The organism is Rhizobium sp. P1_B8 (genome assembly GCF_056406515.1).
In genome coordinates, this window is the sequence record NZ_JBFTZZ010000023.1 from 60699 (window position 1) to 75372 (window position 14674).

14 protein-coding genes and 1 riboswitch are annotated in these 14674 nt (G+C 60.6%); of the genes, 8 read left to right on the forward strand and 6 right to left on the reverse strand.

Annotated elements, in window-relative coordinates; all coding sequences use genetic code 11:
• Nucleotides 1-49 precede the first annotated feature (49 nt).
• Complete coding sequence (locus tag AC1D2N_RS24890) at nucleotides 50-679, forward strand: hypothetical protein (RefSeq protein ID WP_130653279.1); 630 nt, start codon at nucleotides 50-52, stop codon at nucleotides 677-679.
• Nucleotides 680-750: 71 nt separating this feature from the next.
• Here AC1D2N_RS24890 and AC1D2N_RS24895 read toward each other — a convergent pair whose 3' ends face one another.
• Nucleotides 751-2640, reverse strand: coding sequence for an ABC transporter ATP-binding protein/permease (locus tag AC1D2N_RS24895; protein WP_018244047.1), 1890 nt, complete (start codon nucleotides 2638-2640; stop codon nucleotides 751-753).
• 112 nt (nucleotides 2641-2752) lie between these two features.
• Nucleotides 2753-2830: riboswitch (SAM riboswitch) on the forward strand.
• Nucleotides 2831-2877: 47 nt separating this feature from the next.
• Between AC1D2N_RS24895 and metA the strand changes: the two genes are divergently transcribed.
• From metA to AC1D2N_RS24925, 6 genes are all read left to right on the forward strand, one after another.
• Entirely contained in the window at nucleotides 2878-3801 is a 924-nt protein-coding gene (gene metA / locus AC1D2N_RS24900) for a homoserine O-acetyltransferase MetA (RefSeq protein ID WP_130653278.1), read from the forward strand.
• A 226-nt stretch (nucleotides 3802-4027) separates the two neighbouring features.
• Nucleotides 4028-5050 (forward strand): aldose epimerase family protein, encoded by a 1023-nt coding sequence (locus tag AC1D2N_RS24905; protein WP_130653277.1) that lies wholly within the window; start codon nucleotides 4028-4030, stop codon nucleotides 5048-5050.
• 162 nt (nucleotides 5051-5212) lie between these two features.
• Nucleotides 5213-5986, forward strand: coding sequence for a GntR family transcriptional regulator (locus AC1D2N_RS24910; RefSeq protein ID WP_003543751.1), 774 nt, complete (start codon nucleotides 5213-5215; stop codon nucleotides 5984-5986).
• Nucleotides 5983-7014, forward strand: coding sequence for an SIS domain-containing protein (locus AC1D2N_RS24915; RefSeq protein WP_047620237.1), 1032 nt, complete (start codon nucleotides 5983-5985; stop codon nucleotides 7012-7014). The genes AC1D2N_RS24910 and AC1D2N_RS24915 overlap by 4 nt, the downstream gene beginning before the upstream one ends.
• Nucleotides 7014-8165: an N-acetylglucosamine-6-phosphate deacetylase gene (gene nagA / locus AC1D2N_RS24920; protein ID WP_130653276.1), complete on the forward strand. Its 1152-nt coding sequence runs from the start codon at nucleotides 7014-7016 to the stop codon at nucleotides 8163-8165. Before AC1D2N_RS24915 ends, nagA begins: the two co-directional genes overlap by 1 nt.
• 121 nt (nucleotides 8166-8286) lie before the next feature.
• Nucleotides 8287-9015 (forward strand): SIS domain-containing protein, encoded by a 729-nt coding sequence (locus AC1D2N_RS24925; RefSeq protein ID WP_130653275.1) that lies wholly within the window; start codon nucleotides 8287-8289, stop codon nucleotides 9013-9015.
• A 62-nt stretch (nucleotides 9016-9077) separates the two neighbouring features.
• On the opposite strand, the gene AC1D2N_RS24930 is transcribed toward AC1D2N_RS24925, so the two are convergent.
• The 4 genes from AC1D2N_RS24930 to AC1D2N_RS24945 all read right to left on the reverse strand — a co-directional run bounded on the left by AC1D2N_RS24930 (nucleotide 9078) and on the right by AC1D2N_RS24945 (nucleotide 12967).
• Entirely contained in the window at nucleotides 9078-10274 is a 1197-nt protein-coding gene (locus tag AC1D2N_RS24930) for an NAD(P)/FAD-dependent oxidoreductase (protein ID WP_130653274.1), read from the reverse strand.
• A gap of 210 nt (nucleotides 10275-10484) precedes the next feature.
• Complete coding sequence (locus tag AC1D2N_RS24935; RefSeq protein ID WP_477982212.1) at nucleotides 10485-11285, reverse strand: amino acid ABC transporter ATP-binding protein; 801 nt, start codon at nucleotides 11283-11285, stop codon at nucleotides 10485-10487.
• The gene (locus AC1D2N_RS24940) at nucleotides 11282-12031 is read right to left on the reverse strand and encodes an amino acid ABC transporter permease (protein ID WP_130653273.1); all 750 of its coding nucleotides are present in this window, start codon (nucleotides 12029-12031) and stop codon (nucleotides 11282-11284) included. Before AC1D2N_RS24940 ends, AC1D2N_RS24935 begins: the two co-directional genes overlap by 4 nt.
• Nucleotides 12032-12040: 9 nt before the next feature.
• Complete coding sequence (locus AC1D2N_RS24945) at nucleotides 12041-12967, reverse strand: substrate-binding periplasmic protein (RefSeq protein ID WP_130653272.1); 927 nt, start codon at nucleotides 12965-12967, stop codon at nucleotides 12041-12043.
• A 147-nt stretch (nucleotides 12968-13114) separates the two neighbouring features.
• Here AC1D2N_RS24945 and AC1D2N_RS24950 point away from each other — a divergent pair, with 147 nt between their 5' ends.
• Nucleotides 13115-13789 carry a GntR family transcriptional regulator gene (locus AC1D2N_RS24950; RefSeq protein WP_018244037.1) on the forward strand — a complete coding sequence of 225 codons (675 nt, stop codon included), beginning with the start codon at nucleotides 13115-13117 and terminating at the stop codon, nucleotides 13787-13789.
• Nucleotides 13790-13962: 173 nt separating this feature from the next.
• Here the strand turns inward: AC1D2N_RS24950 and efp are convergent, their stop codons facing one another.
• Nucleotides 13963-14532, reverse strand: a complete 570-nt coding sequence (gene efp, locus AC1D2N_RS24955; protein ID WP_018244036.1) for an elongation factor P — start codon at nucleotides 14530-14532, stop codon at nucleotides 13963-13965.
• Nucleotides 14533-14674: the final 142 nt, after the last annotated feature.

Sequence of the window (14674 nt, forward strand, 5' to 3'; positions counted from 1 at the left end):
CCGGCAGCCGGGGATATTGCCGATCGCAATGGCGACAAGGAAAAGTCAGATGTCTCGCAAGCCCTATTCCGGAATTTTCACGGCGTTTGTCGCCGGTAGCCTCGTGACCCTTGCCCTGTCGCAAGCCGCGCAGGCGCAGGATGCCCAGCGCATTCGTGTTCGCGGCGCCATCGAAAGCTTCAGCGGCGATACGCTCGTCGTCAAGACGCGCGAGGGCAGCGATGCGACGATCGCGCTGAAATCCGGCTGGAAGGTCGGCGGCATCAAGAAAGCCTCGGTCGAGGATATCAAGCCCGGCGATTTCGTCGGCGTCGCTTCACTTCCGAAGGGCACGGGCCCGGACGGGGCGATCGAGGTGCTGATCTTTCCGGCGTCGATGAAGGGAACCGGCGAGGGCAACCGTCCCTGGGATGCGCAGCCGAACAGCCAGATGACCAATGCGACCGTCAGCAACGCCGTCAAATCCGTGGACGGCCACACGATCACGCTGACTTATCAGGGCAAGGAAAAGACGATCGCGATTGCCGATGGCACGCCGATCGTGACGTTGGCGCCTGCGACCAAGGATGATCTGAAGCCCGGCGCCGGCGTCGTCGTCACCGGCGAAAAGGCGGCGGACGGCAGCATCTCGGCCAGCCAGATCGCCGTCGGCCTCAACGGCATCACGCCGCCGATGTGACCAGCGGCTCAAATCCTTACCTTATGCAGGCCGTCATCCCAAAACAGCTCCACACTTTTGGGCGGCATGTATTAAAGCGCCGGCGCGGGCACGGCGGCAGCGCCCGCACTGGCGCTGGCGCCGGTCTGGGCGACAGGCGGCTCCTCGGAAATTGACGGCAGCGCCTGCAGATGCAGCACGCGCGGCTTCAGCGCCTCGAGATAGGCCTCGGAGCGGCCGATATAGATCATGCCGCTTTCGGGCATGGAGACGAGCAGGTTCGCCATTGTTTCCTGCAGTTCCGGCTCCATGCCTTCCAGCACTTCGTCGAAGATGATCCAGCGCGGGCGCACGAGCAGGAGGCGGGCAAATCCGATCGCTTTCTGCTGGTCGCCGTCGAGCAGCTTGTCCCAGCGGGCGCGGGTATCGAGCCTTGCGATCAGCGAATGCAGGCCAACCTTGTCGAGGGCCGCCTCGACGGCGGCTTTCTCGTAGGCTTCGGGACGTTCGGGAAAGGCCAGCGCCTCGCGCAGCGTGCCGCCGGGAACATAGGCAACCTGCGGAACGAAGAGCATGTCGTCGATTGGCGGCAGGCCCATCGTGCCACTACCGCACGGCCAGAGGCCGGCCATCGCCTGGAACAGCAGCTTGCGGTTGACGCTGTGATCGCCGTTGATCATGATCCTTTCGCCGGCCTTGATCACGACATTGGTTTCACGCAGTCGGAAACCGCCGCATTCCTCGATATCTTCGCCGACTTTGGCGACGATCACCACATCCTTCAGCGTCAGTGTGTCGGGCGCGGCGTTTTCATAGGCGATACTGTCCTTCAGGTCGAAGTCCTCGTCCATGTCGAGCAGCGCCTGGCGGAAATCGGTGACGCGCATCAGCGTGGCGCGCCACTCGGCGATCGGGCCGAAATTGGAGACATACCAGCGCAGCGCCGTGTTGACCTGGTTGAAGGCGCCGACCGACATCATCAGCTGGCCGAGGGTGAGGCCGCCGGAGAAATAAGCTGGGGCGGCAACGATGATCGGGATGACGATTACCAGCCAGCCGTAGCCGGCCGAAACCCAGGTGAGATTGGTATTGGCCATGGCGAGCCGCTTGACGACTGTCAGTACCGAGCTGATGTCGGTGTTGATACGTCGGCGCTCGTTCTCCTCGCCGCGGGCAACGGTGATCGCCGGCATGTTCTCATTGGCATGCATCAGCGTGAAGCGAAGCTCGGCTTCTTTCGAAAAACGGTCGGCATTGAGCTTGACCAGCTTGCGGCCGACGACCTGGCTCAGCACCGAGGCGGAAGCGGCATAGAAAATCGCCGCCCAGACCATGTAGCCCGGAATGGAGAAGCTGTGGCCGCTGATGCGGAAGATGAAGCCGCTCGAAAGCTCCCAGAGCACGCCGATGAAGCTCACCAGGAGGATGGTCGACTGCAGCAGGCCGAGAACGAGCCCTGTCGTGCTTTCGGCAAGGTTGCGGGAATCCTCGTGCAGGCGCTGGTCCGGATTGACGCCGATCAGGCCGCTGGAGGCAAGCCGCAGTGCCCGCTTGCGCTTCAGCCACTGGTCGACGAGATCGCGTGACAGGCCTTCACGCATATAGAGCGCCGTCATCTGGTTCAGCCAGGCCTGCAGCACGTTGAGCAGCAGCAGCGTGCCGGCGATCATCGCGAAGATTTCGAGTTGGTGGAAGAATTCGCCGAGGTCGCGGCGCTCCAGCGAGTCATAGAAGGGCGCATTCCACTCGTTCAATATGACCTGGCCGTAGGACGTCGCCAGGATAACGAGGATCAGCACGGTCGCCAGAAACAGCACCCTGCCACGCACTTCCGAATTCCAGAATGCTGAGAACATGACGCCGAGGCGATATGTCAGGCTGAAATCATACCCTACCCTATCCTGCCTTCGGATGCCCGGCCTCCCCTCGATCTTATCTGCCATTACGCTTTTCCAAATCGCCCATGCCCCTATAAATAACATGGTGGCGTTACGGGTCTATCAACAGATTCTATCATTCATTAAACTGTGATGATGCGGCAGAGGTCACTTGACTGCAGTCGACAGTTGATTCGCGACCCGACTGGGTCTAATTAAAGCGCTCCGTGGTGATTTGGCCGGCCGGCTTGCAGCCACGTTAAAAAAGTCGCTAAAGGGCCGCGTGCGGACCGGTAGCGATTTTTTTCGCCGCCGGTTTTTGTTTTTGATCGAGTGACCGCAATGCCCATCAAGATCCCCGATACGCTGCCCGCCTTCGAAACCCTGGTTCAGGAAGGTGTGCGGGTGATGACCGAGACGTTGGCGATCCGTCAGGATATCCGACCGTTGCAGATCGGGCTGCTCAACCTCATGCCGAACAAGATCAAGACCGAATTGCAGATGGCGCGTCTCGTCGGCGCCTCGCCGCTGCAGGTGGAACTGTCGCTCATCCGTATCGGCGGCCACAAGGCGAAGAATACGTCAGAAGATCATTTGCTTGCCTTCTACCAGACCTGGGAGGAGGTAAAACATCGCAAGTTCGACGGCTTCATCATCACCGGGGCGCCGATCGAGCTTTTGCCCTATGAGGACGTCACCTATTGGGCGGAGATGCAGCAGATTCTCGACTGGACGGAAACGAATGTCCATTCGACGATGAACGTCTGCTGGGGCGCGATGGCGGCGATCTATCATTTCCACGGCGTTCCGAAATACGAGCTCAAAGAGAAGGCCTTCGGGGTTTACCGCCACCGCAACCTGAAGCCTTCGTCGATCTATCTCAACGGCTTTTCCGACAATTTCGAGGTGCCGGTGTCGCGCTGGACCGAAGTGCGCCGCGCCGATATCGAGAAATCCGAAAGGCTGGAGATCCTGATGGAATCAGCCGAGATGGGCGTGTGTCTCGTGCACGAGAAGAAGGGCCGGCGGCTCTACATGTTCAACCATGTCGAATATGATTCCACTTCGCTTTCCGACGAGTATTTTCGCGACGTCGATGCCGGCGTGCCGATCAAGATGCCGCACAATTACTTCCCGCATAATGATCCGGCGCTTGCGCCGCAGAACCGCTGGCGCAGCCATGCGCATCTCCTGTTCGGCAACTGGATCAACGAAATCTACCAGACGACGCCTTTTGATGTGGAAGAGATCGGCACGGACCTCTGACCGTTGCCGATCGCCCCTCGAGCCGGTGCCGCCGCCTCATCGCTGCGGCATTTTCTTTCCGATCCGCCGGTTGCGGATTGAAGCAAATGCGGGCAGGTTCCTGTCCCGAAACCTACCACACCGCGCGTCTTCATCGGACGTGCAATGCACAGTTTGAATCGCTTCAAATTCCTCAAATCGATTCCGAATTGAGAATTTGCAGCAGAGATAGAATGGACGGTCGATCATGTCGGATAAGTTGGAGCGGGACGTTTTCGGGCAGACGAAGGCGGGCGAGACCGTCTATCGCGTCGTGATCAAGGGCGGTGGGCTGACGGCCAAGATCATAAGCTGGGGCGCAGTCATCCAGGATCTGCGCCTCGAGGGACATGACGCGCCGCTGCAGCTCGGCTTCGACGATTTCGACAGCTACCCCCTCTATTCATCCTATTTCGGCGCGACACCCGGCCGCTGCGCCAACCGCGTCGGCGGCGGCAGGTTTACGCTTGACGACAAGGACTATCAGCTCGAACTGAATGAAAACGGCGTGACGCATCTGCATGGCGGCAGCGACAATATCGCCAAACGCAACTGGACGATCGTCGAGCATGACGTCGACCGCGTGGTGCTGAAGATCGTCGATCCCGATGGCCGCGCCGGCTATCCCGGCAATTGCACCATCCAGGCGACTTTCTGGGTGCATGGCAACGGTGAACTGTCGATCACCTACGAATCGACCAGCGACCAGCCGACGCTCGCCAATGTCTGCCAGCACGCCTATTTCAATCTCGACGGTCGCGACGATGCGCTTGGCCACGATATCATGATTGCCGCCGATCATTATCTGCCGACCGATGAGAAGCAGGTGCCAACCGGCGAGATCCGTTCCGTCGAGGGCACCGAATTCGATTTCCGCGAGATGGCGCCGATGAAGCGTTTCGTCGACAGCGAACAGGTGTTCTACGACCATAATTTCTGCCTGTCCGCCGAGCGCACCGCCAAGCGGAGTGTCGCGCTCGCCCGCAGCCTTTATTCCGGTGTGTCGCTGGAAGTGCGCAGCACCGAGCCAGGCGTACAGTTCTATGCCGGCTTCAAGCTCGATACCGGGGCTCCCGGCATCGGCGGGCGCAAATACGGTCCATTCGCCGGCTTCTGCCTGGAGACGCAGGTCTGGCCGGATGCCATCAATCACCAAGGTTTTCCGAATGCGGTTCTGCGCCCCGGCGAAGTGCTGCGCCAGGAGACGGATTATATCTTCACCAAGAACTGAGCGTCCTCCAGCGCCGCGCGTTTCTAACGCGGGGCGCTGTCGACGCACGGTTGTCAGATTTGGTCGCTATGAAACCCTCGCCGGCCCGCCGGCGAGGGTTTTTTCTTTCGGCATTCGATTCTGTCTTGCCGATTGGTCCTATATAGGTTCTATTGTGCGTCCATGGATAGAACCAGTCTGATAGCGGAATTGAATAGCCGCGGCCTGCGTGACGAGGCATTGACCGGGCCGCTCTACAAGCGGCTGGCGCAGACGCTGACCGGCCTCATTCAGGAAGGCCTGCTGAAGCCCGGCACCGCACTCCCGGGCGAGCGCGACCTTGCCGAAGCTCTGAAGCTCGGCCGAGTGACCGTGCGCACCGCCTATCGTGATCTGATGGCGTCCGGCGCATTGGAATCGCGCCACGGAAGCGGTACTTTCGTGTCGAGCAGAGTGGAGCGCATGGAACAGTCGCTCTGGCGGCTGTCCTCCTTCTCCGCCGACATGCGTTCACGCGGGCGTCTGCCGGCCGCACGGATATTGTCGCGGGCGGTCAATACGCCGTCGCCGGAGGAATCCTTCCTGCTCGGCCTCGGCGGCGACGAGCCGGTGCTGAGACTCGACCGCTTGCGCCTTGCCGACGGCCTGCCGCTGGCGATTGAACGCGCCGTGGTGCCGATCAAGTTCCTCGGGCACGATGCCGGCGGCGAGGGATCGCTCTACGATGCGCTGACGGCCAGCGGCCACAGGCCCGTGCGCGCGCTGCAGCGGCTGACGGCGGTCACGCTCGACCCGTCCTCCGCCGCAATCCTGAACGTCAAATCGGGCGCGCCGGCGCTCCTGATCGAACGCGTCTCGCGCCTGGAAGACCAGCGCGTCGTCGAATACACCCGCTCGCATTATCGCGGCGATGCCTATGATTTCGTAGCCGAATTGAGAATCGGAGATGACCTATGAATGACAACCAGTCACTGATGCTGCAAGAAGCCGGCCAATCGCCAGAGGTGGTGGCTACGCTTCTCGAAAAGGAAAAACCGGTCTTTGCCGAGATTGCCCGGCTGTTTTCGTCCGCCCGCCCGAGCGTGGTGACGACGGCGGCGCGCGGCTCCTCGGACCACGCCGCCACCTTTTTCAAATATCTTTTCGAGATTACCTGCGGCGTTCCGGTCGCCTCGGTCGGTCCGTCGATCGCTTCCGTCTACGGTGCGGCGCTGCATCTGAAGGGCGGCGTCCATTTCACCGTCTCGCAGTCGGGTGCCAGTCCCGATATCGTCGCGTTGCAGGATGCGGCGAAGAAGGGCGGAGCGACGACGATCGCCGTCGTCAACGTCACCGACAGCCCGCTTGCGAAACAGGCCGATATCGTTCTCGGCCTCAATGCCGGCGCGGAAAAGAGCGTCGCGGCGACGAAATCCTTCATAGCCTCGGTCGCCGCCCTTGCCGGTGTGACGGCTGCGATCGGCGGCGCGTCCGACCTGCAGGCCGCGCTCGACAAGCTGCCGCAGGCGCTGTCGGCGACCGCCGGGATCGACACGGCGGCAGCCGAGGAGGTGCTCTTCAACGCGACCTCGCTCTATACCGCCGGCCGCGGCCCGGCCTTTGCGATCGCACTCGAAGCGGCGCTGAAGGCCAAGGAAACCTCCGGCCTGCATGCCGAGGCCTTCTCGCTGGCGGAACTGATGCACGGCCCCATGCGCCTGGTGCAGCCGGGCTTCCCGATCGTCGCCTTCGCACCCGACGATGCGGCCTTCGCCAACAATGTCCAGGCGCTGGAGCGCCTGCAGAAGCTCGGCGCCACCACTGTAGGCTTCTCGGCGCAGCCGCTTTCCGGTGTCCATCTGCGCGTGCCGACGACGGGCAACGGCCTCGTCGATCCGCTGGTGTCGCTGCTCGTCTATTACCGGCTGATCGAGTCGGTGACGCGCCGCAAGGGCTTTGATCCCGACAAGCCGGCGAACCTGCTCAAGGTGACGGAGACGGTCTGATGGTCCGCAAGATCTTCCTCGGCGCCCGCATCTTCGACGGCGAGCGCTTCCATGACGACAAGGCGCTCATCGTTGCCGATGGCCGCGTCGAAGCGATCGTCGCCAGAGATGATCTGCTGGACGGCGAGGTGGTGACGCTTGCGGGCGGTATTCTGTCGGCCGGCTTCATCGATGCGCAGGTCAATGGCGGCGCCGGGCGGATGCTGAACGACGAGCCTTCCGCCGCCTCGATGGACATTATCGCCGGCGGGCACCGGCCCTATGGCACGACGTCGCTGCTGCCGACACTGATTACCGATACATCAGAAGCGTCCATTGCCGCCATCGAGGCGGCCAAGGAGGCTGTCAAGGCGAACCGCGGCGTTGCCGGTCTGCATCTCGAAGGTCCGCATCTGGCGCCTGCGAGGAAGGGTGCGCATCTGGCCGAACTGATGCGACCGGTGGAGGACCGCGACGTCAAGGCCTTCATCCAGGCACGCGAGGCGATCGGCACTCTGCTCGTCACAATGGCGGCCGAGCAGGTGACGGTTGCCCAGGTGCGCGAGCTTGCGGAAGCCGGTGTCACCATCAGCATCGGCCATTCCGATTGTTCGAGCGAGGCGGCGGAAGAGCGTTTCGATGCCGGCGCGCGGGGCGTCACGCATCTCTTCAACGCCATGAGCCAGCTGGGACACCGTGCGCCTGGTCTCGTCGGCGCGGCGATCGATCATCCCTCGACCTGGTGCGGCATCATCGCCGATGGCCATCACGTCGATCCGAAGGCCTTGCGCACGGCACTGCGCGCCAAGCGCGGCGAAGGCAAGCTGTTCTTCGTCACCGACGCGATGTCGCTTGTCGGCTCGGAGAAGGATTCGTTCACGCTGAACGGGCGCACCGTCCGGCGCGAAAGAGGCGGCTTCTGCTCGAAGCTGGTGCTTTCCGACGGCACGCTGGCCGGTTCCGATGTCGACATGATCTCGACGATCCGTTACGGCGTCACCTATCTCGATCTGACGCTCGCCGAGGCGTTGCGCATGGCGACCCTTTATCCCGCCCGGTTCCTCCGGCTTGCTGATCGAGGCCATCTCTCGCCGGGGACACGCGCCGATCTCGTGCATCTGACCGATGCGCTTGCCGTCACCGCCACCTGGCTCGGCGGCGAAGCGGCCTGAACGCTAAGGCGCGTCGCGATCTTTCAGATTCGCTCTTCGCGCTTTAGATCTTTGTTTTTACGCATGTCGTTATCGCAAAACCGCGGCACACTTTTGCGCGACATGCTCTAGGAGAAGTGGGATGACCGACATTACCGATGCCTATTTCTCCAACCTGATCGGCCGGCTGGAAGAGCTGAAGCAGGTGCTTGCCGAGCCGATGGCGCAGGCAGCAGCCGTCATCCTCGATGCTGCCCACGGCGACAAGCGCGTCTATGTCTTTGGCACCGGCCATTCGCACATGCTGGCGGAAGAGGTGCACTATCGTGCCGGCGGGCTCGCTTTCACCGTGCCGGTGCTCGTCGGCTCGGCCATGCTGCATGAGGGTGCGGTCATCAGCTCGGTCTATGAGCGCACACAGGGCCTGGTGCGGCCGATGCTGGAGCGTTACGGCATGCAGCCGGGCGATGTCATCATCATTGCCTCCAATTCCGGCGTCAACGCCGCGCCCATCGAGGCCGCCGACTATGCGCGCGAAATCGGCGCAAAGGTGATCGCCATCACCTCGATCGCCTATTCCTCAGCGATCGCCAATGGCCGCCGGCGGCTCGCCGACGTGGCCGATGTGGTGCTCGATAACGGGCTGCCGCCGGGTGATGCCGTTGTCAATCTCGAAGGCACGGGGCTTCGGGTCGGGCCGGTCTCGACGGCGGTCGGGGTGACGGTCATCAACGCGATCTTCGCCGAAGTCGCCTCGGAGCTTTCGAAATCCGGCGATGCGCCAATTTATCTCAGCGCCAACATGCCGGGTGCTGCCGAGATCAACCAGAAGCTCGTGCGGAAATACCGGCCGCGCAACCCGCATCTCTGATGATGGGAGCGAAGCGGTGTCGCAATCACAGTTCCGTATGTCGAGACATGCTCCTGACGCGATCAAGCGGCAAGAATGGAGCTGACCATCCGAGCCGTCCGCGGTGCCAGCGTCAAACCGATATGCCCGTGTCCAAAAGCAAACACCACGTCCCTTCCTCCTCTTGAAGGCCGGATGACCGGAACGGAATCGGGCATGGAAGGGCGGAAGCCCATCCAACTGCGGCTTGGTTCGCCAAGCGTCGGGAAAATCCTGCGAGCGTTTGCCAACAACACTTCGAGGCGCCTTGGGTTCGAAGGCGCGGTGATGCCTCCGAGTTCCACAGTGCCGGCCACCCGCAGGCGGCCGCGCATCGGGGAAAAATAAAATCCGTGATGCGTCGGGCATACCGGTCGTTCCACCGGCAATGTTTCCATATCGAATTCGAGATGATAACCCCGCTCGGTATCCAGGGGGACCCGCTCTCCGAGCTGCAGAGCCAGACCGCGGGAATGGGCGCCGGCAGCGATCACCGCCGCTCGGGCATGGATGCTGTGGGCCGAAGCCATCATCCTCACTCCGCTCCGCTCACGCGAAATAGTCGTCACCGAGTCTCGAACGAACTCGACGCCCGCTCGTTTGGCGGCGGCTTCCATCACGCTCATGACCTGGCCGGGATCGGTGAAGTTTATCGCTTTCGGAAAGAAAAGCCCTCCGCCATGGACCTGCGGCAGCCGAGGCTCCAGGCTTTGCACCTGGTCGGGTGTGAGAAGCTGCTGCGCTATCCCATAGGTTCGGCGAAGCTCGACATCCGAAGCGGCTGCCTTGAAGGCCTCGGGCGTCTGGTAGAGATAGAGGCATCCCTTCGCGCTCAAAAGATCGGATGCGCCGATCTCTGCCGCGAGTTCGAGCCATTCCGATGAAGCGTCGGACAGAAGGTCGGCGATGCGGCTCGTATTGTCTCTGTATCTGTGCGGGAGAGATTCGTAGGCAAAACGCATCAGCCAAGGAAACAGCGTGGGCAATGCCGTTTTGCGGATGGACAGCGGGCTGTCGGAATTGAGAAGCAGCGAGGCCAGGTTTTTGAGGATGGCGGGCGTACCGACGGGAATGATTGCATAGTCGGCGATCGTTCCAGCATTGCCGTAAGATGCTCCCGAACCGGGTTTGTTAGGTTCGATCACTACGACATCGCGACCGTCTGCACGTAGCCGCAGCGCGGTTGCCACGCCGATCACACCGCCGCCGATGACGGCGATATCTGTCGTTAGTTTGTCCATGTAATTATGTATCTACCTCGGCGCCTTGTGATGCCGCGATCCGTTATGTGAATTCGCCAACCCGGCGGCGCCATGCGCCGCCGGGCCGGTTCGGTTCAATCGAGGACTAAGGCGCGTCGCGATCTTTCAGATTCGCTCCTTGCGCTTTAGCTCTTTATTTCTACGCATGTCGTTGCCGCAAAACCGCTGCACACTTTTGCGCGACATGCTTTAGCCTGGCGAAGCGTAGCGCGCGACATAAGCCGCCGTGCGTGCTTCCGTTGGACGGTCAAGGACATCTCCGGCGGTTCCCTGCTCGATGATAAGACCACCGTCGATGAACACGACCCAGTCGGACACTTCCTTCGCGAAGGGCAGCTCATGCGTGACCAGGATCATCGTCATGCCGTCGGCCGCAAGTTCCCGCATGACGCGTAGAACTTCCCCGGTCGATTCAGGATCAAGCGCCGATGTCGGCTCGTCGAACAGCAACACCGTTGGTTCTAGCGCCAGGGCGCGTGCGATCGCCACACGCTGCTGCTCGCCGCCCGACATCTGTTCCGGATAAGCCATCGCCCGTTTGGCGAGGCCTACTCTCGTCAGAAGTTCCACGGCCCGTTCCACAGCCTCTCTCTCGCCGATCCCGGCTGCATGCATCTGAGCGAGAACGACGTTCTCCACGGCCGTCAGATGCGGGAACAGATTGAAGCGCTGAAACACCATGCCGACACGTTGCCGAAGCTTTGCAAGGTTGCGGCAGGTCACCTCGCCATTGGCGAAGATCGTCTCATCGCCGACGGTGATCGTTCCCTGATCGGGACGTTCAAGCAAATTGACGCAGCGCATGAGGGTGGTCTTTCCTCCGCCGCTCTGGCCAATGATGCTCACGATCTTGCCAGCGGGAACCTCGAGATCGACGCGGTCAAGCACCAGGCGCCCTTCGAAAGACTTGCGCAATCCGCTGATTTTGACGGCCGGGCGTCCGACCGGCTGCCGTGACACGAAAGGAGTTTTGGCAGGGATGGTCGTCATGGGCAGATCCTCCCCTCGGCGAGGTAGGTCCTCGCTAATTTCAGCCGGCGCCTTCTGGCCAAGGACAATGGCACGCCCGCATGGATCTTGCGCTCCAGCAGAAGCAGACATTGTGACACCGGGTAGCAGATAGCGAAATAGGCCGTAGAGATCACGAGATACACTTCAAGCCCTCGGAATGTTTCCGAGGCTATCAACTGTGCCTGTGTCATCAGTTCGGCGGCGGAGATCGTGACAAGCAGCGAGGTCGACTTGATCAGGTCGACGAACATTGTGTTCGTACCGGGAAGCGCGAGCCGCACTGCCTGCGGCAGGACGACATGGGTGAACGTTTTGCCGCGCCCTAGCCCGAGAGCTTGAGACGCCTCTTGCTGTCCTTGGTGTACGCCGGCGATAGCGGCCCGAAAGATCTCGGACAGGTAAGCGGCGTAGAAGAGCACCAAGCTCAACACTCCAGCCTCGAAAACCTCCAGCCTGATGCCTACGGAAGGCAGGCCGAAGTATGTGAGGAATATGATCGCCAGAAGCGGTACGTTTTTAAAGAGCTCGGTATAGAACGCTGCAGGGACGCGGACGAGCCGCAGCCGGTTGAGCCTCATCAACGCAAGTGTAAGACCAAGAATCGTCGCGCCAATGAAGCTGGCCACGGTGTAGCCGAGGGTTCTGAGCAGACCCCCGGCAATGCTTCCGACGTAGTCATTCCAGGGAACCTGGAAAACATCGGTGAAGGATGACAGCGCCGTCATGCCCCGATCTCACTTCGCGATGGAAGGCGGGTTCCAGTCGGCGGGACGGTCAACGCTGCGCCGCTGTGCCGCCATCTCGGGCGATGGAACCAGGAACTGGTTGGGATCGCCGCCCCATTTCGTGATCAAAGCCGCAAGGGATCCATCCTTGTACATGCCGTCGATCTGATCGGATACAGCCTTGGCCAGCTTCAGCGACTGCTTGGGAAGGTAGAATCCGGTCATGTAGGCTTGAAAATATTTGTAATCGGGGTGTGCGGCCACCTGTTCGTTTGTCGGCGGCTTCAGATATTCGATGTGGACCTTCATGTCGGGGCGCTGCTGCTGTTGATAGGTGATCAGCAGCGGATCAAGAAAGCCAACGTCCAGACGTCCGGAAGAAATATCCTGGAACACACCTTCGGCGTTCGGGAACGTATGTGGTGATGCGTTAGGGACCTGCGCGATCGATTTCGCCCAGACATACCCCGTCACAGTGCCGAGATTTTTGCCTTCCAGACTCGCAACATCCGGAAAGCTCGCCGTGCCGCTCACCGCCATGGCCGGCGGCGAATAGTACGGAGGGTCCGTGAACAGGCCGACCTTCTGGCGAGCGTCGGACCATGCAATTCCGCCAATGGTTATATCAGCCCGCTGCGTCTGGACGGAAGCCAGCATGCCTGGAAAGTCGGTGACGTTGATTTCCATTTTGAGGCCGAGCTTATCGGCCACGGCTGTCAGGATGTCGCTGTCGAGACCGACCAGCTTTCCATCCTTGACCGCCGTATAGGGCATGTAAGGCTGCACTGCAACGACGAGCGTGCCCGGCTTCATCAGCTCCAGATCGTCGGCGTTTGCAGTGGATGGCACCGCCGTCGCGAATAGCCCCAAACCCAAGACCGCCAAGGCAATAATCCCGTTCGCCTGCGATTTTTTCGTCAATTCAGCATGTTTCATTGGAACCCCTCTTTGTGGTTATATATTGCTGATATATTAAGAATATGCAGACATGATATGGAGTCAAGCAGATTCGTTGAGCGGCTTTTTCTAGGCGGAAAAGCGTCTAGCTATGCTGAAACGGGCAGAGAGAGGAAAACGCTGAATATGTCGGCATTCGAAGTGGATTACGAAGCGGCGGAATCGACACTGGCGGAACGGACGTACATTCGGCTGCGCGACGACATCATTACGACGCTGCTTCCTCCGGGCACACTTCTGCGCGAAGCCGAAATCATGAAACGCATGGACGTCGGGCGCACGCCGGTCCGGGAGGCGATTCAGCGTCTGCAATATGATGGTTTCGTTGTCGTCAGCGCGCGGCGCGGCACATTTGTGAGCAAGATCGATATCAATGATCTTACTGCGGTTTATGAGGCGCGAGCACGGATCGAGTCCTGGGCGACCCGACTAGCTGCGGAAAGGCTGCGCGAGTTCGAGCGGCAAGAAGCGCGGCAACTGATCGATGAGCTCAAGCAAACAACCGGTCCGATGGCGTTGGAGGACATACTTGCTCTCGATCGCCGGGTTCACCGCTTCATTTACAAAGTGGCGAAAAACCCTTTCCTGTCCGATACGCTGGATCACTACCACAATCTGTCGCTGAGAATCCTGTACGTCGCCATGAAACGGTTTCCAAGTTTGGTGCCGCGCCTTGAGGACGTCTTGCATGATCAGGTCCTCATGCTTGAGGCGGTGTGCAGAGGTGACGCAGATGAGGCCGAAAAGATCGCGATGGCTCATGTCATGAGCTTTGAGAGCGAGGTCCGGAAGGTAATCTGAATTCGGATCTGGGGATTGGATGCAGCTTCAGCTGAACGAAGATATTTCCGGCAGAATGGGCCGTCTGAAACGATCTCGTGCTGCGAGTGGACTCGGCATCGACACCTGCCTGAATTCCACATCTCAGTGAGAGRCCGGCGTGAGCCGGCCTCTTGAATAGGCTGAAACCAGGATCAGTCCTTGGCGCGTTCGACGTAGGAATTGTCTTCCGTGGCGATGACGACGCGGGTGCCGGCATTGATGTGCGGGGGCACCAGAGTGCGGACGCCGTTCGACAGCATGGCCGGCTTGTAGGAGGACGATGCCGTCTGGCCCTTGACGACCGGTTCCGTCTCCATGATTTCGAGCGTGACGTGGCGCGGCATCTGGATCGCCAGCGCAATGCCTTCATGCATTGACAGAACGCAGGTCATGCCTTCCTGCAGATAAGCTTTGTCGTCCCCCATCGTGTCGACATCGACGACGACCTGATCGTAGTTTCCAGGGTTCATGAAGTGAAAGCCTTCGCCGTCCTCGTAGAGGAATTGATGGTTCACGTCCTCGACGAAGGCGCGCTCGACCTGTTCGGTGGTGCGCCAACGCTCGGAAACCTTCACGCCGTCGACGATGCGGCGCATGTCGACCTGGGTGACCGGTGTGCCCTTGCCCGGATGAAAGTTCTGGGCGGTGAGAACGACGTAAAGCTTGCCGTCGACATCGAGAACGTTGCCCTTGCGGACCGAAGAGGCGATGACCTTGACCATAAGACTTCCTTGTAACTCGGCTTTCGGCGTCGTAGATGACTGCCGAGACGCTCCGAAGACGCAAATGTTTTTCTTTGGGGCGCAACTAACCTAAAATCCGGGAAATAGCCACCCCCTATACCGGCTTCTCCGGCGAAGAAAG